17 protein-coding genes are annotated in these 20560 nt (G+C 65.3%); 11 read left to right on the forward strand and 6 right to left on the reverse strand.

What is annotated here, in order from left to right; all coding sequences use genetic code 11:
* The first annotated feature begins 4 nt into the window (after positions 1–4).
* Entirely contained in the window at positions 5–604 is a 600-nt protein-coding gene (locus tag AC10V3_RS05935; protein ID WP_022534260.1) for a thiamine pyrophosphate-dependent enzyme, read from the forward strand.
* Positions 605–650: 46 nt separating this feature from the next.
* The gene (locus AC10V3_RS05940; RefSeq protein ID WP_022534261.1) at positions 651–2129 is read left to right on the forward strand and encodes an aldehyde dehydrogenase; all 1479 of its coding nucleotides are present in this window, start codon (positions 651–653) and stop codon (positions 2127–2129) included.
* 137 nt (positions 2130–2266) lie between these two features.
* On the opposite strand, the gene AC10V3_RS05945 is transcribed toward AC10V3_RS05940, so the two are convergent.
* From AC10V3_RS05945 to AC10V3_RS05965, 5 genes are all read right to left on the reverse strand, one after another.
* Complete coding sequence (locus AC10V3_RS05945) at positions 2267–3634, reverse strand: MmgE/PrpD family protein (protein ID WP_022534262.1); 1368 nt, start codon at positions 3632–3634, stop codon at positions 2267–2269.
* Positions 3635–3683: 49 nt separating this feature from the next.
* Complete coding sequence (locus AC10V3_RS05950) at positions 3684–4943, reverse strand: aspartate aminotransferase type Ic (RefSeq protein ID WP_349609373.1); 1260 nt, start codon at positions 4941–4943, stop codon at positions 3684–3686.
* Between the two features lie 258 nt (positions 4944–5201).
* Entirely contained in the window at positions 5202–6107 is a 906-nt protein-coding gene (locus AC10V3_RS05955; RefSeq protein WP_022534264.1) for a LysR family transcriptional regulator, read from the reverse strand.
* A complete protein-coding gene (locus AC10V3_RS05960) occupies positions 6094–7038 on the reverse strand; it encodes a LysR family transcriptional regulator (protein ID WP_022534265.1) in 945 nt (314 codons plus the stop codon). Before AC10V3_RS05960 ends, AC10V3_RS05955 begins: the two co-directional genes overlap by 14 nt.
* 81 nt (positions 7039–7119) lie before the next feature.
* Positions 7120–8013, reverse strand: coding sequence for a LysR substrate-binding domain-containing protein (locus tag AC10V3_RS05965; protein WP_022534266.1), 894 nt, complete (start codon positions 8011–8013; stop codon positions 7120–7122).
* A 133-nt stretch (positions 8014–8146) separates the two neighbouring features.
* On the opposite strand from AC10V3_RS05965, the gene AC10V3_RS05970 reads away from it, so the two are divergent.
* From AC10V3_RS05970 to AC10V3_RS05980, 3 genes are all read left to right on the forward strand, one after another.
* Entirely contained in the window at positions 8147–9358 is a 1212-nt protein-coding gene (locus tag AC10V3_RS05970) for a M20 aminoacylase family protein (RefSeq protein WP_022534267.1), read from the forward strand.
* Between the two features lie 5 nt (positions 9359–9363).
* A complete protein-coding gene (locus AC10V3_RS05975) occupies positions 9364–10353 on the forward strand; it encodes a tripartite tricarboxylate transporter substrate binding protein (protein ID WP_022534268.1) in 990 nt (329 codons plus the stop codon).
* Between the two features lie 340 nt (positions 10354–10693).
* Positions 10694–11488, forward strand: coding sequence for an enoyl-CoA hydratase-related protein (locus AC10V3_RS05980; protein WP_041680984.1), 795 nt, complete (start codon positions 10694–10696; stop codon positions 11486–11488).
* 55 nt (positions 11489–11543) lie between these two features.
* Here the strand turns inward: AC10V3_RS05980 and AC10V3_RS05985 are convergent, their stop codons facing one another.
* The gene (locus tag AC10V3_RS05985) at positions 11544–12065 is read right to left on the reverse strand and encodes a MarR family winged helix-turn-helix transcriptional regulator (protein WP_022534270.1); all 522 of its coding nucleotides are present in this window, start codon (positions 12063–12065) and stop codon (positions 11544–11546) included.
* Positions 12066–12454: 389 nt separating this feature from the next.
* Here AC10V3_RS05985 and AC10V3_RS05990 point away from each other — a divergent pair, with 389 nt between their 5' ends.
* The 6 genes from AC10V3_RS05990 (at position 12455) to AC10V3_RS06015 (ending at position 20525) form a co-directional block, all read left to right on the forward strand.
* Positions 12455–14476 (forward strand): oxidoreductase, encoded by a 2022-nt coding sequence (locus AC10V3_RS05990; RefSeq protein WP_022534271.1) that lies wholly within the window; start codon positions 12455–12457, stop codon positions 14474–14476.
* Positions 14477–14501: 25 nt separating this feature from the next.
* Positions 14502–16145 (forward strand): AMP-binding protein, encoded by a 1644-nt coding sequence (locus tag AC10V3_RS05995; protein ID WP_349609366.1) that lies wholly within the window; start codon positions 14502–14504, stop codon positions 16143–16145.
* 23 nt (positions 16146–16168) lie between these two features.
* Positions 16169–16936 carry a glucose 1-dehydrogenase gene (locus AC10V3_RS06000; protein ID WP_041680985.1) on the forward strand — a complete coding sequence of 256 codons (768 nt, stop codon included), beginning with the start codon at positions 16169–16171 and terminating at the stop codon, positions 16934–16936.
* 5 nt (positions 16937–16941) lie between these two features.
* Positions 16942–17763, forward strand: a complete 822-nt coding sequence (gene badI, locus AC10V3_RS06005) for a 2-ketocyclohexanecarboxyl-CoA hydrolase (protein ID WP_490923274.1) — start codon at positions 16942–16944, stop codon at positions 17761–17763.
* Positions 17760–18530, forward strand: coding sequence for an enoyl-CoA hydratase/isomerase family protein (locus AC10V3_RS06010; RefSeq protein ID WP_490923275.1), 771 nt, complete (start codon positions 17760–17762; stop codon positions 18528–18530). The genes badI and AC10V3_RS06010 overlap by 4 nt, the downstream gene beginning before the upstream one ends.
* Before the next feature lie 204 nt (positions 18531–18734).
* On the forward strand, positions 18735–20525 hold the full coding sequence (locus tag AC10V3_RS06015) for an acyl-CoA dehydrogenase (protein WP_490923276.1): 1791 nt from the start codon (positions 18735–18737) through the stop codon (positions 20523–20525).
* Positions 20526–20560 lie beyond the last annotated feature (35 nt).

Consider the following 20560-nt stretch of genomic DNA (forward strand, 5'->3'; position numbering starts at 1 on the left):
TGAGATGAGTGAAGCGCAAAAGGCTGTTCTGAATCGCCGCACGACGATTGCCCGGATCTTGAAGCACCGGGGCGATGCCCTGGTGGTGACGAGCCTGGGCAATCCCACCTACGACGTGGCCTCGACCGGCGACTGCGCCGGCAACTTCTACCTGTGGGGCGCGATGGGTGGCTCGGTGATGGTGGGCCTGGGCATCGCGCGGGCGCAACCGAAGCGTCGCGTAGTGGTGGTTACCGGCGACGGCGAGATGATGATGGGGATCGGCTCGCTGGCCACGGCCGCGGTGGACAAGCCGCAGAACCTGGCGGTGATCGTGATCGACAACGAGCACTATGCGGAGACCGGGATGCAGCCGGCGCACGCCGGGCGCGGTGTCGACATCGCGGGTGTGGCCAGAGCGGTGGGCTTTGACAACGCGCGCACGGTGCGCACGGAGCAGGAACTGGCGGTGCTGGCCGAGGAACTGTTCAGCACCGAAGGCCTGCTGCTGGCCACGGTGAAGGTGACCACCGAGCCGGTGCCCACCGTGCTGCCCCCGCGCGACGGCCCGTTCCTGCGCAGCCGCTTCCGCGAAGCGCTGCTCGGCAGCGACGCCCACAAGTAAGCCCACTCGATCCCCCTTCCTGCAAGGGGAAAGCGACAGGACCGACATGAAAGCTTACAACCATTACATCGGTGGCGAGTGGGTGAAGCCCACTGGCAACGCCTACATCGACAGCAAGAACCCGTTCGACGGTCAGCCTTGGGTGCAGATCGCGCGGGGCACGGCGGAGGATGCGAACGCGGCCGTCGACGCCGCCCACGCTGCGTTCCGCAATCCCGCCTGGGCGGGCCTGACGCCGACGCAGCGAGGCAAGCTGCTGGCCCGGGTGGCCGACCTGATCGAGCGCGACGCGCAGCACCTGGCCGAACTCGAGACCCGCGACAACGGCAAGCTGTTCGCGGAGATGCACGCCCAGACCCGCTACATCCCGGAGTGGTTCCGCTACTTCGGCGGGCTCGCCGACAAGATCCAGGGCGCGGTGATCCCGCTGGACAAGAAGGGCTACTTCAACTTCACCCGGCGCGAGCCGCTGGGCGTCATTATCGCCATCACGCCGTGGAACTCGCCGCTGCTGTTGCTGACGTGGAAGCTCGCACCGCTGCTCGCCGCCGGCAATACGGTGGTGATCAAGCCTTCGGAGCACACCTCGGTGTCGACGCTGGAGTTGGCGAGGCTGTTCGACGAAGCGGGCTTTCCGCCGGGCGTGGTCAACGTGGTCACCGGCTTCGGGGCGGAAGTCGGCCAGCGCCTGGTGACCCATCCCAAGGTCAGCAAGATCGCGTTCACCGGTTCGGACGCGAACGGAAAGCTGATCTACCAGACCGCGGCGGCCAGCCTGAAGAAGGTATCGCTGGAACTTGGCGGCAAGAGCCCGAACATTGTGTTCGAGGACGCCGACTTCGACCAGGCCATCAACGGCGTGCTGTCCGGGATCTTCGCCGCCAGCGGACAGACCTGCATCGCCGGCTCGCGCCTGCTGGTGCAGCGCTCGATCTACAAGCGCTTCCTCGCGCGCCTGGTGGAGCGCGCGGCCACCGCCCGGCTCGGTAATCCGATGCAGCCGGATACCCAGGTCGGTCCGGTAACGACGGAAGTGCAACTGGCCAAAGTGCTTGACTACATCGAGATCGGCAAGGCCGAAGGCGCGGTGCCGCTGTGCGGCGGCAAGCGCGCAAGGGGCAGCGGCATCGACGACGGCTGGTTTGTCGAACCGACCATCTTTGCCGATGTCGACAACGGCATGCGGATCGCGCAGGAAGAGATCTTCGGCCCGGTACTGTCGGCGATTCCGTTCGACACGCAGGATGACGCCATCCGCATCGCGAACGACAGCATCTACGGCCTCGGTGCCGGCGTCTGGACCCAGAACATCCAGCGCGCGTTCGCGCTGTCGGAAGCGATCGAGTCCGGCATGGTCTGGGTCAATACCTATCGCGCGGTCAGCTTCATGTCGCCGTTCGGCGGCTACAAGCAGAGCGGTATCGGCCGGGAAAGCGGCATCGAGGCCATCGACGAATACCTGCAGACCAAGAGCGTATGGATTGCCGCCGGCGCGACGGTGGACAACCCGTTCATCATCCGCTGACGCAGGAAATGGCCGGGCGCGGTGCGTGGTGCTCCGCGTCCCGCTTCATCAGTAAGCTGCCGGGTCTTGCACAGAAAAATATCCCTCGACACCGGTCGAGGGAACCCAAAGTCGCCAGGAGACAGCAGGCGAATGTCCTAGCTGGTAGCGTCCCGAAGGATCGCGCCGATGCGCGGCGCTGCTTCCAGTTGCCAGACTTCCCTGAAGAAGGCATGAATCTCTTCGACGCTGGCGGAGGCAGAGAAGTCGGCCAGGCGCGCGAACTTGTCCTGGATCTCCTCCCTCGACAACGTGTTGCCCGGATCGCCCTTGGGCTCGTCGACACGCCCGGAGAAAGACTTGCCGTCTTCCGTGGTCACGCTGACCTTGCCGATCCAGCGGCGGGGGTAGGCACTATCCACTTCCTCATCGAGTTGCATGGAGACCTTGTCGCGGAACGCGACCACCGCGGCGTCCTGGAAGTGCGACTCGAAGTCACGGACGCTGGCACTGCCGCGTTCGGCAACCAGCCCGAGTACCGTGCCCATCGAGAACTTCGCCTGATGCACGGTGACCGGGTTCACCACGGGTCCCAGCACATCGATCGCGCCCTGGTGGACGTGGGTCACCACCTCGCGGATATTGGCCGGCTGAATCCGGTTGTCTGCCAGCACCCGCGCCAGCGCATCCGCAGCGGGGTGCGTGTGACGGCACGAGGCATGGTATTTGAAGGACGTCTCGGCCACGGTCCAGCGTGAGCCGAGGCCGTCGACCAGCTTCGCGTCATCGGCATCGGTGGACATGCCGGCAGCCATGCCGCGCGGCCCTTCCAGGATACGCTTTGCGCCCTGGAAGCCGTTCTTGGCAAGGAAGGCGGACATCATGCCGTCGGCGGCTGCCTTGGCCGTATGAAGTTGCTTGGAATCGGCGGCGTCGGCGAGGAATTCCCACAGGCCCGCTGCCTGCGTACCGGCCGAGCCGAAGGCGTCCAGCATCTGCGCCGGCGTCAGTCCCAGCAGGCGCCCGGCCGCCGCGGCGGCTGCCAGTGTGCCGGCGGTGCCGGTGGTATGGAATACGCGATAGTGCGAGCGCCCGAGGAACTCGCCGACGCGGATCCCGACTTCGTAGCCCACGATGGCGGCCGTGATGAAGTCCTTGCCGCTGGCGCCCGCTTCCTGTGCGACCGCAAGCACCGCGGGAAAGACCACGGCCGCCGGATGGAAGACCGAGCCGTTGTGCACGTCATCCTGCTCGGCGTAGTGGGAGCTGGCGCCATTGATGAAGGCGGCAAAGTAGGGCGTGGTGCGCTCGCGCGAGATCAGGACCTCGCAGGGACCCGATGCCGGCGCCATCCGTCGCGCAAAGGCGGCCAGCGCTTCGACCGGCCTGCCGCCTTTGCCTGCCAGCGCGGAGCCGACCCAGTCGGCGTACAGGTTCTTGGCGCGCTCGACGACTTCAGCCGGGATGTCTTCATACCGCAGCGTTGCTGCAAAACGCGCCAGCACGGCGCTATGTGTTTCACTCATCTGTCTTCCTCTTCCTCTTGCTCGATGTGGGGCGGATATGCCACCGGCTTCAGACCAGCACCACCTCGCCGTGGACGGTCTCCGCCGCGGCCAGTCTGGTGCAGATCGCAATTGCCTCGGCCGCTTCGCCGACCTGCTCCAGGCTGGGCGACGATGGGGCAATGCGCAGCGTGCGGTCATCCGGGTCGATCCCGCCAGGAAAGGGCGCGCCGGCATCGGTAAGGATCACGCCGGCGTTGCGGCAAAGATCGACAACCCGGCGTGCGGTGCCGGGTACAACATCCAGCGTGATGAAGTAGCCGCCGGCGGGCTCGGTCCACGACACCTGAGCGAGCCCGCCCAGGTGCTGCCTGAAGGTCTCGATCACGCGCGCGAAGCGCGGCGCGAGGATCGCGCGATGCCGGCGCATCAAGGCCTTCAGCCCTGCCTCGTCCCGGAGAAAGCGCACATGGCGGAGCTGGTTGAGCTTGTCCGGCCCGACGCTGCGGAACGCGGCATGCTTGAGATACCACGCGAGGTTCTGGCTCGAGCTGCCCAGCAGGGCGAGGCCCGCGCCGGCAAAGGTGATCTTGGAGGTCGAGGCAAAGACCAGCGCACGGTTGGCATGGCCATGCGTCACGCAGAGTTCCGCGAGGTTGGCAATCTCCGTTTCGTGGTCGCCCAAGTGGTGCAGCGCGTAGGCGTTGTCCCAGAAGATTCGGAAATCCGGCGCGGCCGTCGGCATCGCAGCCAGCGCCCGGACCACCGCGTCGGCGTACACCGTGCCGGTCGGGTTGCTGTACTTCGGCACGCACCAGATGCCGCGGATCGACCGGTCCTGCGTCACCAGCGTACGCACGACTTCCATATCGGGGCCGTCGTCGCGCAGCGGCACCGGGATCATCCGGATGCCAAAGGCCTCGCACAGCTTGAAATGCCGGTCATAGCCCGGCACGGGGCACAGGAAGGCGATGCCTCCCGCCACGTTCTGCCACGGGCCGTCACCGTCGGGCACGCCATTGCGGCACGCATACGCCAGGCAGTCATGCATCAGCGCCAGGCTGGAGTTGCCTTCCACCACGGTGTTCTCCGGCGGCACGCCCAGTACGCCGGCGAACAGCCGGCGCGCTTCCGGGATGCCCTGCTGCCCCATGTAGTTGCGGCAATCCGTACCCTCCTCGGTGCGGAAGTCGCCGGGGCCGGGCAGTGCCAGCAGTGCTTCTGACAGCGCAAGCTGTTCGGCGGATGGCACGCCCCGTGCCAGGTTGAGCTTCAGCTGTCTGTCGCGCAGTGCGCGGTATTCAAGCAGGCAGGTTTCAAGGCCAGGCACGCTGTTCGCCGCCTTCAACTCTTCATCAATCTTGCGTGGCCAGTTCGCTGGCATCGTCTTCTCGCTCCGGGCGGCAGCGCTTTCCCGCGGCCAGGTTCATCCTCGGCCATCGGCCGCTCTGAACCCATCATGGGCGCTCGAATGGCTTCGCGAAAGCGATTTATTTGGATGGATTTACATTCCCATGTGAGATGGTTTTCGTGCGCAGGGAGGCCACCCGCCAAGGCAGGCGGCATGCGGCTTTCCGGGGCGCGGGAACTAGCCTAGCGATGCAGGCGCGCGCATCCGGGAGAAGTCGCAGCACTCGCGCGCCAGCTCCGCCACCGCGAGGCCAAGGGCGGCCTGTTCGGGATAGATGGCGCAATAGCGAACGGCAGGGGCGGGCGGGTCGGTCTCTACGATCTGCAGGCGGCCCTGCGCGACTTCGTTGGTGAAGAACTCGCGTGGCAGGCAACTGACGCCGATGCCGGCTTCGATCAGGCCGGCCAGCGTGATGATGCTGCGGCTGCCGCCGAGCCGGGTCGGCTCGACGCCAACCTGCTCGAACAGCCGCGCGCACAGCGCGGTGATGATCGAGGTCCGGTCCTGTTCGATGACCGGCAAGCTCGCGAGCTGCTGCAGCGGAATCACTTCTCCGCGATTGAACGTTCCGGGCGGGCTGAACCAGGCGAATTCGACCAGCTCAAGATTGACCCTGGCTGCCGAGCGCGTGACAAAGGCTTCGGGCAGGATGGCCACGTCGAGCTGCCCATCGATGATCTTGTCGCGCAGCACCGCGGAGTGGTCGATATGCGGTTGCAGGGTCAGTTGTGGATAGACTGCCCTGACCTTGCGCACCAGCGCAGGAAACCACGACATGGCGACCAGCTCCGTGACCCCGACGTGCACGACGCGCGGGATATTGCGTGTCGATGCCTGGATCTCCTCGAGGTGCGCAACGCTTTCCAGCAGGTCGGCGCAGAGCAGCATCATCTCGTGGCCCCTGGGAGTGAGCGTGGCCTTGCGCCCGGCCTGTTCGAACAACGGCGAGGCGGACAGCCGCTCCACCTCCTGCAAGCGCTTGGTGGCGGCGGACTGGGTCACGTGCAGCTTGTCGGCGGCGCGTTGCACCGTGCCGAGCCTTGCTACCCAGTAGAACGCCTCGATCTGCTTAATCGTCAGCATCGCGCAAGGCTCCGTGCATGGCGGCATCCATGCTTTGCTCGTAAGGCCGCTCGAAGTCACAGGTCTGTTGAGCCAGCGCGGCGATGGTGCGATGGAAGGGCGTGGCCGAGTCGGCGCGCAGTAACGCCACATAGCGGATGGGCGGCAGGCCGGGGGTGGCGTGGACTTCCCGAAGCAAGCCCTTGTTCACCAGCCCGCGCGACACGACCACCGGCAGGTAGACCACGCCGAGCCCGGACACCGCAATACCGCCCAGCGCGGCAATGCTGTTGCTCAGCAACGTGTTCCTCGGTGTCAGGCCGTTCCTGGCAAACCAGTTTCGCATCAGCACGCCGGCGCCGGATTGGGGCCCCTGCATCAGCAGCGGATACTTGCCGAGCTCTGCCACTTTCATGCGGGTATGGGGCAGGCCGAGGGTCGGGCTGCAGAACCAGGCGTTCCTGACTTCCGCCAGCCGGGTGCGTAACAGTCCGGTCAGGTCGAATGCGTTCGGCACGACGATCAGGTCAAGCTGGCCGGTACGCAGGTGGTCATGCAGCGGGACACTGTGCTCGACCTCCAGTTCGACCACGACCTGGGGGAACTGCGAGCGGATCGCATCCACGAACGAGGGCAGCCAGGTGAGTGCGGTCAGCTCGGTAACGCCGAGCCGCAACTTGCGTACCAGTGCATCCTTGCGCACGAACTGGTCGAGCAGGACGTTGCGTTTCTTCAGCACGTCACGCGCACGGGCAAGGACCTCGGCCCCCTCCAGCGTCAGCCTGGCCGTGCGACCCGAACGGTCGAACAGCGGGTAGCCGAAACTGGTCTCAAACTCCTTGATATGCCGGGACACCGCCGACTGGGCGATGTCCAGCTTCTCGGCGGCGGCGTCGAACGACCCCATCTCGCTAATGGCGACGAATGCCTCCAACTGCTTGAATGTGCTCACCTGCCGCTCCGCGTCATGCTGATCGTCTCATCAGTTTATGGAATGGGACCGGAGCTGATTCTATCTCAAATAGTCGGCGCTTCAGGGCGCAAGCTGGCGGATGAACAGTTCGGCCAACAGCCGCGCTGACGTGCCAAGCGGCATGGCGCGCAGCCGGATGATGCCGGCCTGCATGGGCGGCGGCAACGGAGACAAGGACGTGAATGCCTGCATGCCGGTGCCGTACATCGGATCCGCAAGCAGCCGCGTCGGACAGAAGCCGATCGCGTCCGTGCGTCGCATCAGCTCCGTCATCAGCGTTGGCGACGTGCATCGCGTGATGTGGCGTGGCACGGGCAGGGCGCTGGCGCGCAACCACTCGAGCAGGGTTTCGCTCTGGCTGCCGGGCGAGAGGTTGAGGGTCCAGGGTGCATCCTGCAGGTCGTGCCAGCGAGTCGCGCCGGCGAGCGGGTGACCGGCTCTTCCTGCGGGGACGGCACTGACCTCCAGCAGCGGCTCGAACATGAGCTCATGCGGCAGGTCAGCCGGATTGGCGATCGCGATCGCAAAGTCGAGGCGGCCTTCGGTCAGTCCGGGAATCAGCTCGGCAAGGAAGCCCTCGCTCAATGACAGGCGTGCGTCGGGCTGCCGGGTGTTGAAGGCCTGCCAGACGCGCGGCAGCACATCCATTGCCAGCAGCGGCGTGACGGCGGCTGCAACGAGCGCGCCGGCACCGCCCTGCAAGGTGCGTATCTCATCCCGGGCCTTCTCCAGCGAAGCCAGGGCAAGCCGCGCATTGGTCAGCAGCACCCGTCCGGCAGCGGTGAACTCGACGCCCTTGTAGCTCCGTACCAGCAGTTCAGTCCCGACATCTTCCTCGAGTTCGCGCAACGCCTTGGTCAGCGCACTCTGGCTGAGATGCAGCTGGCGTGCGGCGGCGCGGATCGTGCCGCTTTCGGCAACCTGGATAAAGGCTCTGAGTTGATGCTGGCGCATGGGGCGGGGTGTCGTTTGGTCAGGGTATCTGGTGAACACCAGAGGTGTTCACCTCGGAAAATATATCGCTAATTGGCTTTCAGCCTGGCGCCATATGATGGTTCGTATCCCGAACCGTGTGGAATCCCCGACGATGCAAGACACAGCCCGCAGCATTCCCGACCTTGAAGGCATGACGGCCTGGCGCCGTGGCTTCCATAGCCATCCGGAACTCGGTTTCGAGGAATTCCAGACCAGTGCCTTCGTCGCCGGCAAGCTCGCCGAGTGGGGCTATGACGTCACAACCGGCATTGCCGGCACCGGCCTGGTGGGACGTCTGCGCTTTGGCGCAGGCGGCAGGCAGCTGGGGTTGCGTGCGGAAATGGACGCGCTGCCGATCCAGGAGGCAACGGGGCTGCCCTGGGCCAGCCGGATCCCCGGCAAGATGCATGGCTGTGGCCACGACGGCCATACGGCCATGCTGCTGGGCGCGGCACAGGCATTGGCGGCCTTGCACCAGCGCGGGGTGGGCTGGGCGGGCACCCTGAACCTCATCTTCCAGCCGGCCGAGGAGCTGGGAGGTGCCGGCGGCGCCCGGCGCATGATGAATGAGCAGCTCTTCGAGCGCTTTCCTTGCGACGCTGTCTTTGCCATGCATAACTATCCGGGCCGTCCGGTCGGGCACTTCTACGTACGGGAAGGCGCGTTCATGGCCTCGTCCGACCGCGCCGTCATTACCTTCCACGGTGTCGGCGGCCATGGCGCGATGCCGCATCTTGCCGTCGATCCGACGGTCGCCGCGTCGGCCACGGTGATGGCGCTGCAGAGTATCGTGGCTCGCAATGTGGATCCGCAGGCTGCGGCGGTGATCACCGTCGGGCGCCTGCAGGCTGGCACGGCCTACAACATCATCCCGGAATCCGCCGAACTGGAGCTGAGTATCCGCACGCTCCTGCCAGAGGTGCGCGACCTGCTTGAGCAGCGCATCCGCGAGGTTGTTGAAGGCCAGGCCCGGAGCTTCGGCCTGAACCACTCGATTACCTATGAGCGCGGTTATCCGGTGCTGGTCAACGCCGCCGCAGAAACACAGCTCGCCGCGCGCGTGGCCCGCAAGCTTTACGGGGCGGACCGCGTCAACGACGACGCCACGCCGCTTTGCGCCAGCGAGGACTTTGCCTACATGCTGGCCGAGCGCCCCGGCTGCTACCTGATGATCGGCAATGGCGACAACGGGCATGCCGGAGGCGTACCGACCGGCCCGTGCAGCGTGCACAACCCCTCGTTCGATTTCAACGACCGCTGCCTGGATACGGGCGCGGCATTCTGGGTGGCGCTGGCCACCGAGTTCTTCAACCCCACTGCCTGACTGACATGAACCTGATCCGCAAGCTCCTGGCCAGTTGCACACTTGCCGCAGCCGCCATCGCGCCCGCGATGGCGGGCGCGGCCGACGCGTATCCAGCCAAGCCCGTCATCCTGATGGTCCCGTATCCTGCGGGTGGCCTTTCCGATTCGATTGCGCGCAGCCTGAACACCCGTTTGTCCAAGGCCCTGGGTCAGCCGGTCCTGGTGGATAATCTCGGCGGCGTCAGCGGTGCGATTGCGGCGCAGAAGGTGCTGAATGCCCCGGCAGACGGGTACATGATCTTTCTCGGCTCACCGAACGAGGTCATCCTGTCGCCGCTGTCCAATGCAGCGGTCAAGCTGCGCACCGAGGATTTCCAGCTACTCACGCCGGTCACAGTCAACCAGCTCGTAATGATTGCGCGGCCCGACCTGCCGGTGCGCACCGTTGACGAACTCATCGCCCTCGCCAGGGCCAACCCTGCAAAGCCCCTGACCTACGGCAGCGTTGGTCCGGGTTCCATGTATCACCTGGTCACCGAAGACATGGCGAAAAAGACGCGTATCGGCGTGAGCCATATTCCGTACAAGGGCATGGCACCCCTGATGCAGGATCTGGCCGGCAAGAATGTCGACTTCGCCATCCTGCCCTATGCCACGAGCTTTCGCGGCCTCGCGGATCAAGGCCGGCTGAAGCTCGTCGGCTGGGCCGGGAACCGTCGCAGCAAAGTGGATCCGGCCATTCCCGCATTTGGCGAAGGCACGCTGCTCAAGGATTTCGACCAGGCTACCTGGAGCGGCATCATGGTCCGGCAAGGCACGCCTGCAGCGGTGGTCGCCCGCTTGCACCAGGCACTGGTCGAAACCCTGCAGGATCCCCAGGTGGTCCGTGGCCTGGAAGCCACTGGCGCGGAGGTCGCCAGGGTGAGCTCGGTGGAGGAGGCGCAGCGCTTCCTGCAAGCCGAGACCACCAAGTTCCGCACGATGGCCAAGCGCATTGACCTTCAGCCTCGGTAGTCGAACCAGCCCTGCGCGGGCGGCTTGAGCGACGAGCACGGCCTGAAGTTCGGGACGGATCGGTGTGGCAGGCTTGGCATCGATCTATAGCATGATGTTGCGGGTGTCGCCTCCCGGAAATGGTGGAATCAAGGTTTACCTCTCCGAAAGCATTGTGTGTCGTCGTGAATATATGTCATGATCTTGACGTATATGGTGGCCGGGCTTAAGATGCATTGGCACTGGGCGGCATGGGCGATCACGAGTCCGGGAGATCCCCCGCGAGATTGACGGTTCCAGTGCCATGCAGCGAATCCGGATTCACGACACCTTGGCCGACCTCGGAAGACAGGAGCTCACCGTGCACTTCACCAACATCGATTTGACGCTCCTGGACGGAGTGGCCACGATCACGCTGAACCGGCCCGACAAGCTGAACAGCCTCAATGAAGAAATCATGGTGGAACTCAGCCGCGCACTGGCGGCTGTCGAGGGAAATGCCGAAGTTCGGGTCCTGGTCCTGACCGGAGCCGGGCGCGCCTTCTGCGCAGGCCAGGACCTGGCCGATCCGGCCATGCAGGTGGTCGATGGCAAGCTGCCTGACATCGGCGCACTGGTGGAGCGGCACTTCAAGCCGATGGTGATGCGCCTGCAGAATCTCCAGGTGCCGACCATTGCGGCGGTGAATGGCCTCGCGGCCGGCGGCGGCGCATCGCTGGCACTGGCATGCGACCTGGTCGTGGCGGCGAAATCGGCCTATTTCCTGCAGGCGTTTTCCCGGATCGGGCTGACGCCGGATACCGGCAGCACCTGGTTCTTGGTGCACAAGGTGGGGATGCAGCGGGCGCTCGGTCTCGCTTACCTGGCTGACAAGCTGCCCGCCGAAAAAGCAGCGGAGTGGGGTTTGATCTGGCAGGTGTTCGACGACGCGCAATTCGAGGCGGAGGCAGATCGCCTCGCAGCCCAGGTGGCCGCCATGCCGACCAAGGCCCTGGTGCGAACGCGCCAGCTGATGCACGCTGCCCGCGGCCATACCCTGGAGCAGCAGCTTTCGATGGAAGCCACCTTCATTCGGGAAATGGGCTGGAGTGAGGACTACCAGGAAGGCGTAAAGGCCTTTGCTGAGAAACGCCCCGCCAAATTCACGGGCTGCTAGGCTGACCCGCTTTCCACTTCCTTGTCAGGCCGTCGCGTTGCCTTGCCTGCCGTGCTCAGTCATGCGCAGGCGTGACCGCCTGCTCGAGATCGTCGCCCGAAGCCTCTTCGTCAAGGCTCACACTCGCCATCCCTGCATTGAGCTGGTTCAGGAAGTGAACGAGTGACACCTTGTCATCGAAGCGGAAGCTCGTGAGCGCCTGGCGATAGAACTCATAAATCTTCGGCTGAAGGCCGTTCCAGAATTCCCGCCCTTTCGGCGTCAGCACGACCTTCTTTGCGCGCCTGTCGACTGTGTCCGCAACGCGCAGGACGTGGTCGTCGCGCTCCAGCCGCTTCAGGACGCCGTCCAGGCTCTGCCGACTCACGACCAGGTACTCCGCAAGATCGGAGAACGACATGCCGTCCGCCACTTGCGAGCGCGACAGCGCGCCCAGGACGGACCACTGGACCGTGGTGATGCCGAGCGTCTTGATCGTCTGCCTGTCCAGCGTATTGCCCGCCTGGAACAAGCGAAAGAACAGCCGGTTGTGGACTGACGAGACGGACTGGTCGTACGAGGGATCGAAGTTTGTCATGGATTGGCTCGAGGCCGGCGCGGGGTCCTGCGCTGCGCCGTAACGCCGTCTATTTTAAGGCGCCGCGAGGCGCGCACCTATTTTGATGCCGGCCCGGCGGTCTCGCCGGGGCCGGGCCAGTGCGCTTTGGCCTCGGCGGGCAGTACGTCCGGGCGCCAGGCTGCCAGGTCAAGGCGGGTGGCAGCACCGCCTGTACGTGCTTGTTAGGCAACAATGGTTCGCAAAGTATGACATGTAAGTGATATGAAGTGCGTCGCGGCAGTGCCTTGTACCTCAATATAGATCAGGATTTCCCCCAGATCGATCTTAAAAATACATCAAGATCTTGACGTATATTCCGGGCGTGCCTAGTATGTGTTCAACCCTCTCAAAACACATAGAGACACCCCATGCAGACGCTCGACAAGATCCTTACCCCGCTGGCCGTCGGCTCGACTGTGCTGGCCAACCGCATGGTCATGGGGGCGATGCATACGCGGCTTGAGACGCTGGATCGCCCCCATGAACGACTTGCAGCGTTCTACGCGGCCAGGGCTGCGGGCGAAATCGGCCTGATCCTCAGCGGCGGCTTCTCCCCGAACCCGGAAGGCGTGATGGAAGAAGGCGGGCCCATGTTCAACAGCCCGGAGCAGCTCGATGAGCACCGGGCGGTGACGCAGGCAGTGCATCAGGCCGGCGGCAAGATCATCCTGCAGATCCTTCACGCCGGCCGCTATGCCAAGGTGCCGACTTGTGTTGCCCCGTCGCCGGGCAAGGCGCGGATCAACACCTATCCGCCCCACGCGCTGAGCACCGAAGAGGTGTGGCGCACCATCGCAGACTTCGTCAACACCGCGGCCCTTGCCGTCGAGGCGGGTTACGACGGGGTGGAGATCATGGGATCGGAGGGCTACCTGATCAATGAATTCACCGCGGCCCTGACCAACCAGCGCAGCGACGAATTCGGCGGCAGCTTCGAAGGGCGTATCCGCTTTCCGCTCGAGGTGGTGCGCGCCGTCCGCGAACGCCTCGGGCAGGCCCCGATGCTGATCTATCGCATCTCCTCGATTGACCTGGTCGAAGGCGGAATGACCGGCGCGGAGATTGCGTCGTTCGCCAGGCAAGTCGAAGCAGCGGGCGCCGACATGATCAATACCGGCGTCGGCTGGCACGAATCGGCCGTGCCGACGATCGGGGCCACCGTGCCGCGTGCGGCATGGCGCGAGGCCATCCGCAATGTCAAGCAATCGGTCGGTATTCCGGTGATGGCTTCCAACCGTATCAATACGCCGGAGGTTGCCGAGGAACTGATCGCTTCCGGGGTGGCGGACCTGGTCTCCATGGCGCGCCCGCTGCTGGCGGATCCGGACTTCGCCAAAAAGGCGCGCCTCGGCATCAGCGATGAGATCAACACCTGCATCGCCTGCAACCAGGCCTGCCTTGACCGCATCTTCACCGAGCGCACCGCAACCTGCCTGGTCAACCCGCGCGCCGGTCGCGAGATCGAGTTCCCGATCGGGCTGGCGTTGAAGCGCAAGCGGATCGCGGTGGTCGGCGGCGGTCCCGCCGGGATGGCCTTTGCGATCAACGCCACGGAGCGTGGGCATGACGTCACGCTGTTCGAAGCCGACAAGCAACTGGGTGGCCAGCTGAACCTGGCCAAGTCGGTGCCGGGCAAGGCGGAATTCCACGAAATGCTGCGGTACTTCCGGGTCCGGCTGGAAAAGCTGGGCGTCACGCTGCGCCTGGGCCAGCCGGCTACCGCGGACGAGCTGAGCGGGGGCGCATTCGACGAGATCGTGCTGGCGACCGGCGTGAGGCCGCGCGTACCGGACTTCGCTGGTGTCGACCATCCGAAAGCCGTGTCCTATATCGATGTCCTTTCCGGCAAGGTCGAGGTCGGCCAGCGGGTCGCGATCATCGGGGCGGGGGGCATCGGCTTCGATGTCGCCGAGTTCCTGCTGGGAGATGCCGAGGAGTCGCTCGATGCGCAAGCGTTCTTCCGCGCCTGGGGCGTGGACGCATCGAACGCGAACTCCGGCGGACTCGCGCCCGCGGCGGACCATCCCGCACCGCGGCGCAGCGTCCACATGTTCCAGCGCAAGGCGGAGCCGCTCGGCAAGCGCCTCGGCAAGTCGACGGGCTGGATTCTCAAGGCGAAGCTGCGCAAGGCCAATATCGCGATGACCGCCGGTGCCACGTACGACGCCATCAACGATGAAGGGTTGCACTACACGGTCGATGGCAGGGCGCATGTGCTGCCGGTGGACCACGTGGTGCTGTGCGCGGGCCAGAGCTCCAATCGCGATCTCTACGACCAGCTCATGGCCCGGGGCGCAGCGCCAAGGCTGATCGGTGGCGCCGATGTCGCCAGCGAGCTGGATGCCCTGCGGGCCATCGACCAGGCCACCCGACTTGCCGTCACAGTTTGAGTAAAAGCAGCAGCCGGAGACACTAATGCTGACGAAATACGATCAAGGCCTGCATAAACGCCAGGCGAACTTCGTACCCCTGACACCGCTGCATTTCCTGCGCCGCGCGGCGGATGTCTTCCCCGACCGGGATGCGGTCATTTACCAGGATCGGCGCTATACATGGCGCCAGTACGCGGACCGGTGCTACCAGCTGGCCCGGGCGCTGATCACGGCCGGCGTGGAGCGGGGCGATACGGTCTCCGTCATTGCCCCGAACGTTCCCGAGATGCTGGAGGCCCACTTTGGCGTGCCGCTTTCGGGCGCCGTGCTGAACAGCATCAATATCCGCCTTGACGCGCCCGCCATCGCGTTCATCCTGCAGCATTCGGAAACGCGCATCCTGCTGGCCGATACCCAGTTCGCCGCGACCGTGCGCGAGGCGGTGGCGCAGACCGGCATGCCGATCCAGGTGATCGACATCCGCGATCCGGCCTCCGGTGCGGAGGACACTGTCGGCGCCCTCGACTACGAGGCCTTCCTGGCATCGGCTGCTGACGTCGAGTTGCGCTACCCGGAAGACGAATGGGATGCCATCGCGCTGAACTACACCTCCGGCACTACCGGCAGCCCCAAGGGCGTGGTCTACCACCATCGCGGTGCCTACCTGAACGCCCTGGGTCAATCGATCAACGCGGGCCTCGCCGGCGCCGACCCGGTCTACCTGTGGACGCTGCCGCTGTTCCACTGCAACGGATGGTGCTTTGCCTGGGCCATGGCGGCCATGGGCGGCACCCACATCTGCCTGCGCAAGGTGGTGGCAAAGGATATCTACGACGCCATCGCCACGCATGGCGTGACGCATCTGTGCTGCGCGCCGACCGTGCTCGATTTCCTGATCGACGGCAAGCCTGAAGGCTGGTCGAAGCCGTCGCGGCCAATCCGGATCGTCTGTGCCGGGGCCTCGCCGCCGACGGCGGTGCTGCGCAGGATCTCGGCCCTCGGCTTTGCGCTGCTGCACGTGTACGGCATGACGGAAATGCACGGCGTCAACACCCTTTGCCAGCCGCAGCGGGAATGGGAAGGCGAAGGCGAGGACGGCTACTTTTCCCACCTGTCGCGCCAGGGCGTACGCAGCGTGGTGATGGAAGAGATGACGGTGGTCGATGCCGCCTTCAACCCGATCCCGCGCGACGGCAAGGCCATTGGCGAAGTGATGTTCCGCGGCAACCTGGCCATGAAGGGATACCTGAAGAATCCCGAGGCTACCGAGGATGCGTTCGCCGACGGCTGGTACCACACCGGTGACCTGGCCGTGGTCCACAGCGACGGCTATATCGAAATCAAGGATCGCGCCAAGGACATCATCATTTCTGGCGGCGAGAACATTTCCTCCCTTGAGGTCGAGGAGGTTCTCTATACCCATCCGGCAGTGCAGAACGCGGCGGTCGTGGCCGTGCCCGATGCGAAGTGGGGCGAGGTGCCGTGCGCGATGCTGGAACTCAAGCCCGAATACGCCGGCACGCTCAACGCGGAAGACGTCATCCAGTACTGCCGCCAGCGGCTGCCCGGATTCAAGACGCCCCGGCACGTTGTATTCGAGCCGTTGCCGCGTACGGCAACGGGCAAGCTCCAGAAGTTTGCGCTGCGCAAGATGGCCGCGGAAATCTTGTCGAATCGAATTCAGTAGGAATGGAAACAGGAGATAACAGTATGCGAGGTCTGAACGAAAAGCTCGTCGTGATCACCGGCGCTGCCGGTGGCATCGGCAAGGCATTGTGCAAGCGCTTCTGCGACGAAGGCGCGCATGTGGTCGCGGTGGATGTCAATGCGGGCGCGCTGGAAAATCTGAGCGCCGAACTGAAGGAACACAGCAGGCAGCTCACGCAGCTGCAGCTCGACATTACCGATCATGCGGCCGTGACCGCGGCGATCGGCAAGGTCGCTGAGAAACACGGCGGCATCGATGCGCTGGTCAACAACGCGGGCTGGGACGTCGCCATGCAGTTCCTGGAGACCACCCCGGAATTCTGGCAGAAGGTGATCGGCATCAACCTGCTGGGGCCGCTGAACCTGCACCACGCTGTGCTGCCGTGGATGGTCAAGCGCAAGCAGGGGAAGATCGTCAATATCTCGTCGGATGCGGGCCGGGTCGGCTCGTCGGGCGAGTCGGTGTATTCGGCGTGCAAGGGCGGCGTCATCGCTTTCAGCAAGACCATCGCCCGCGAATGCGCGCGCAACAACATCAACGTCAACGTGGTGTGCCCTGGCCCGACCGATACGGCGCTGCTGCAGTCCTTCCTCGGCGAGGGCGAGTTCGGCCAGAAGATCTATGAAGGGCTGAAGCGCGCGATCCCGCTCAAGCGCCTGGGCCAGCCCGAGGACATTCCCGGCATCGTGGCATTCCTCGCCAGTGACGACGCCAACTTCATTACCGGCCAGGTTATCAGCGTCTCTGGCGGCCTGACCATGCACGGTTGAGAACCATGAACGAATATACCGACATCCTCTATGAAGTGCGCGAAGGTGTGGCGCGCATCACCATCAACCGTCCGCAGAAGTACAACGCCTTCCGTGGCCGCACCTGTGACGAGCTGATTCACGCGCTGAATGCGGCCTCGTGGGACAAGTCGGTCGGCGTGGTCGTGCTGACCGGTACCGGCGAGAAGGCATTCTGCACTGGCGGCGACCAGTCCGCGCACGACGGTGGCTACGACGGCCGCGGCGTGATCGGCCTGCCGGTCGAGGAGCTGCAGGGCATCATCCGGGAATGTCCCAAGCCCGTGATCGCGCGCGTCAATGGCTATGCCATCGGCGGCGGCAATGTGCTGGTGACCTGCTGCGACCTGGCGATCGCTTCCGAAACCGCGCAGTTCGGCCAGGTCGGCCCCAAGGTTGGCTCGGTCGATCCCGGCTTCGGTACGGCCTTGCTGGCTCGCGTCGTCGGCGAGAAGCGTGCCCGCGAGATCTGGTTCCTGTGCCGGCGCTACACCGCCGCCGAGGCGCTGGCCATGGGTTTGATCAACGCCGTGGTACCCGCCGACCAGCTCGACGCCGAGGTGGACAAGTGGTGCCAGGAAATCCTCGCCATGAGCCCGACCGCCCTGGCGATCGCCAAGCGCTCCTTCAATGCCGATACGGACTCGATCCGCGGTATTGGCGGGCTGGGCATGCAGGCCCTGGCGCTTTACTACGGCACGGCTGAGTCGCAGGAGGGCGTCCATGCCTTCCTGGAGAAGCGCAAGCCGCGTTTCCGTGACGTCTACCAGGGGAAGGTTGCCGGCGACAGTGGGGAGAACAAGTCATGACGATCGGCCTGCACTATATCGACGAAGTGGCGGTGCTGACACTCGACCGGCCGGCGGCGCTCAATGCGCTGAACTCCGGCATGATCCAGACACTGTCGAAGTGCATTGATGCCATCACCGATTCCGACGTCCGGGCGGTACTGGTGGTCGGCGGCGGCGACCGGGCATTCTGTGCCGGTGCCGACATCGGTGAGCTGTGCGGCAGGACGGCATCGCAACATGGTGACGGCGCTGCGCTGGGACAGGGCACGTTCTCCAGGCTGGCTGCCCTGCGGGTACCGACGGTTGCGGTGATCCGCGGCGCGGCGCTGGGCGGCGGCCTGGAGCTGGCCATGTCCTGCAGCCACCGGGTGGCAGTCGCCGGCGCCAGGCTGGGTTTGCCGGAGATCAAGCTCGGCCTGATCCCCGGCTATGGCGGGACCCAGCGCCTGCCGCGCCTGGTCGGAACCGACAAGGCGATGGAACTGATCCTCTCCGGTCGCCTTGTCTCTGCCGACGAGGCGCGGGAGATCGGCCTGGTCGACAAGCTGGTCGAGGATGGCGATGCCGTGAGCATTGGCCTGGCATTCCTCGCCTCGCTTGCGGAAGGGCGGCCCGCCGCGGTCCACCTCGCCCGCGAGGCGGTCCGGCGTGCGGCAACGCTGGACCTTGAGGCCGGCCTGCGGGCGGAAGCCGAACTCTTTGTCCTGGCCACACAGACAGGCGACGCCGGCGAAGGCATCAACGCCTTCCTGGAAAAGCGGGCCCCACGCTTCACCGGCCGCTGAAATGCAGTTGCCGGAGGGCGGCATCTACGCCCGCCCCCGGCGTCCCCCTGCGCATATCGGGTATTGCCCTGCCACAGGGCGCGAATCAGACGGCGCTCCTCAGCCGCACGCCTGATTCAGGGACACCCGAGCTCCTCCAATCCCGGACGCGTTTGCCCGACGAACTGAACCGGCCAGGCGTGTCCCCCCATACGCGAGACCCCAATGACATACGTAGCACCGCTCAAGGACCTCCTCTTCAACATCGAGCACCTGGCTGGCCTGGACGAACTCGCCCGGCTGGATGGCTTCGAGGACGCCGGCATCGAGACGGCAGCCGCCGTGCTGGAAGCGTGCGCCCGTTTCAACGAGGCGGTGATCGCGCCCCTCAACGCCAGCGGCGACCGCGAGCCTGCGACCCTGGTCGATGGGGGTGTGAAGACGAGCCCCGGCTTGCGGCAGGCCTTCCGCCAGTACGCGGAAGCCGGATGGCTGGGCGTCCAGCATCCTCCGCAATACGGCGGGCAAGGTTTGCCGAAGGTGATCGGGGCAGCGTGTTCGGAGATGGTGAACTCCGCCAACCTGAGCTTCGCGCTGTGCGCACTGCTCAGCGACGGCGCCATTGCCGCGCTGGCCGCAGCTGGCTCGGAGGCGATGCGCCAGACGTACCTGCACAAGCTGGTCTCGGGACAGTGGACGGGCACCATGAACCTGACCGAGCCGCAGGCGGGCAGTGACCTGTCGCTGGTGCGCACGCGCGCCGAGCGCCAGGAGAATGGGACCTACAAGCTGTTCGGCACCAAGATCTTCATCACCTACGGCGACCATGACCTGACCGAGAACATCGTGCACCTGATGCTTGCCCGGGTCGCAGGCGCGCCCGAGGGCATCAAGGGCATCAGCATGTTCATAGTGCCGAAGGTCCTGGTCCAGGCGGACGGGAGCCTGGGCGAACGCAATGACGTGCATGCCACCAGTCTCGAGCACAAGCTTGGCATCAAGGCGAGTCCGACGGCGGTGATGCAGTACGGGGACCATGGCGGCGCAACCGGCTACCTGATTGGCGAGGAGAACCGCGGCCTGGAGTACATGTTCCAGATGATGAACTCGGCACGCTTTGCCGTCGGCGTGCAGGGCGTCGCCATTGCCGAGCGCGCGTACCAGCAGGCCGTGGCGTATGCGAGCGAGCGCGTGCAGGGCCGTCCGGTGGATGGATCGGCCGCGGGCAGTGTCGCCATCATCCGGCACCCGGACGTCCGCCGGATGCTGATGGAAATGCGCGCCCGCATCGAGGGCTGCCGGGCGATGCTGCTGGTCGCGGCTGCCGCCGACGACCAGGCCTGCCGCCACCCTGACGCCGGGGTCAGGCAGGCCCAGCATGCGTTCTACGAGTTCCTGCTGCCGCTGATCAAGGGCTACTGCACGGAAATGGGCGTGCAGGTCACGTCGCTGAATATCCAGGTCCATGGTGGCATGGGCTTCATCGAGGAAACCGGCGCCGCGCAGTACTACCGCGACGCCCGCATCCTCCCGATCTATGAAGGCACCACCGCCATCCAGGCAAACGACCTGGTGGGTCGCAAGACGATCCGCGATGGCGGTGCGATGGCGCGGGCGATCGCCGCGCAGATCGAGCAGACCGAGGCGCAACTCGCGCAGCGGGATGGCGCGGCCGCGGCCTCGGTCAGGGCCGGCCTGGCACATGCGCGGGAGGCCTTCCTCGATGTCGTCGGGTATGTCGTGCGCGAGGGGGCACAAGCCCCCAATGCGGTCTATGCCGGAAGCGTTCCTTACCTGACCCTGGCGGGTGAACTGGTGGCTGGGTGGCTGTTGGCACGTGCGTTGCTTGTTGCCGACGAGTATGCGGCGCGTGGTGAAGCGAAGGCATTCATGGAGGCGAAGGTGGCCACCGCGCGTTTCTTCGCGGAGCACATCCTCGCGCAGGCCGGCGCACACCGCCATCGCATCCTGCATGGGGCCGACAGCGTGCTGGCTATCCCGCCGGAACTGTTCTGACAACCCACAGGCGAGGCGCTGCAATACAAGGAGTG

This window comes from Cupriavidus sp. PB-02 (genome assembly GCF_058252315.1).

Bases quoted from the DNA above. Each gene is read 5' to 3' on its own strand.
- AC10V3_RS05935 (WP_022534260.1), top strand. From the start codon at position 5: ATGAGTGAAGCGCAAAAGGCTGTTCTGAATCGCCGCACGACGATTGCC.
- AC10V3_RS05940 (WP_022534261.1), top strand. From the start codon at position 651: ATGAAAGCTTACAACCATTACATCGGTGGCGAGTGGGTGAAGCCCACT.
- AC10V3_RS05945 (WP_022534262.1), bottom strand. From the start codon at position 3,634: ATGAGTGAAACACATAGCGCCGTGCTGGCGCGTTTTGCAGCAACGCTG.
- AC10V3_RS05955 (WP_022534264.1), bottom strand. From the start codon at position 6,107: ATGCTGACGATTAAGCAGATCGAGGCGTTCTACTGGGTAGCAAGGCTC.
- AC10V3_RS05965 (WP_022534266.1), bottom strand. From the start codon at position 8,013: ATGCGCCAGCATCAACTCAGAGCCTTTATCCAGGTTGCCGAAAGCGGC.
- AC10V3_RS05970 (WP_022534267.1), top strand. From the start codon at position 8,147: ATGCAAGACACAGCCCGCAGCATTCCCGACCTTGAAGGCATGACGGCC.
- AC10V3_RS05975 (WP_022534268.1), top strand. From the start codon at position 9,364: ATGAACCTGATCCGCAAGCTCCTGGCCAGTTGCACACTTGCCGCAGCC.
- AC10V3_RS05985 (WP_022534270.1), bottom strand. From the start codon at position 12,065: ATGACAAACTTCGATCCCTCGTACGACCAGTCCGTCTCGTCAGTCCAC.
- AC10V3_RS05990 (WP_022534271.1), top strand. From the start codon at position 12,455: ATGCAGACGCTCGACAAGATCCTTACCCCGCTGGCCGTCGGCTCGACT.
- AC10V3_RS05995 (WP_349609366.1), top strand. From the start codon at position 14,502: ATGCTGACGAAATACGATCAAGGCCTGCATAAACGCCAGGCGAACTTC.
- AC10V3_RS06000 (WP_041680985.1), top strand. From the start codon at position 16,169: ATGCGAGGTCTGAACGAAAAGCTCGTCGTGATCACCGGCGCTGCCGGT.
- badI (WP_490923274.1), top strand. From the start codon at position 16,942: ATGAACGAATATACCGACATCCTCTATGAAGTGCGCGAAGGTGTGGCG.
- AC10V3_RS06010 (WP_490923275.1), top strand. From the start codon at position 17,760: ATGACGATCGGCCTGCACTATATCGACGAAGTGGCGGTGCTGACACTC.
- AC10V3_RS06015 (WP_490923276.1), top strand. From the start codon at position 18,735: ATGACATACGTAGCACCGCTCAAGGACCTCCTCTTCAACATCGAGCAC.